The sequence below is a fragment of the Leucobacter sp. M11 genome (assembly GCF_035726885.1).
Taxonomy (GTDB): Bacteria; Actinomycetota; Actinomycetes; order Actinomycetales; family Microbacteriaceae; genus JAPFRB01.
Genome location: NZ_JAPFRB010000006.1, coordinates 21099 through 21924 on the forward strand (window position 1 = coordinate 21099; position 826 = coordinate 21924).

Sequence of the window (826 nt, forward strand, 5' to 3'; positions counted from 1 at the left end):
GCTGGGCGGAGCTCGACGCGGACGCGGGCCCGCGCGCCCTGTTCCGCACCGTAGCGAGCACCCTGCCGAGCACCCCGGCGGCCCCCGGCTCGCCGAAGGGGGCGGCGCTGCCCTGAGCTCTCGAACCCCTGAGCACTGAGCCCCTGAGCCCTGAACCCCTGAGCTCTCGACCCCCTGGGCGCTCGAACCCCTGAGCCGCCGAACCCCTGCCCGCCGCCGAACGCCGGTTCTGCCGCGCGCCCCTCCGGCGAGCCCAAAATCTCCTCCCCGCACCTACACCCCAGACCCACCACCCTCAACAGAAAGCACCGCCATGCCCTCACCCACCCGCCCCGCCCGGGCACTGCCCGCCCTCGCCGCGCTGCTCAGCGCCGCGCTCCTGCTCGGGGGCTGCTCCGCCGCCCCGGCCGGGGACGCCGGGCCACCCGACGCCGCCTCGGGCGCGGGATTCCCCCTCACCGTGGAAAACGCCTACGGCGACGCCACGATCCCGGCGAAGCCCGAGCGGATCGCCGCCCTCGGCTACGCGGATGTCGCGCTCGCCTCCGCGATGGGCGCGACCGTCGTCGTCGCCCCGGAATCCTTCACGAGCATCGCCGGGGCGGGCGACGAGAAGAACCTGCCCTACGTGGAGCCGCTGCCCGCGGACACGACCTGGATCAACCCGATGAGCGTCAACGTCGAGCAGGTCGCCGCCGCGAAGCCCGATGTCATCCTCGCCACCGCGGGCTTCACCCTCGACGAGGCGCTGTACCAGCAGCTCAGCGACATCGCCCCCGTCGTCACCTTCCGCGAGGGCCTGTACCAGGCCACCTCCGAGGAGTCC

General features: G+C 74.1%; 1 protein-coding gene. It reads left to right on the plus strand.

Annotation, left to right across the window (positions count from 1 at the left end; translation table 11 throughout):
• Positions 1-313: 313 nt before the first annotated feature.
• Positions 314-826 (plus strand): ABC transporter substrate-binding protein (locus OOT08_RS17120; protein WP_325094055.1); only part of this gene is annotated, 513 nt, incomplete at its 3' end.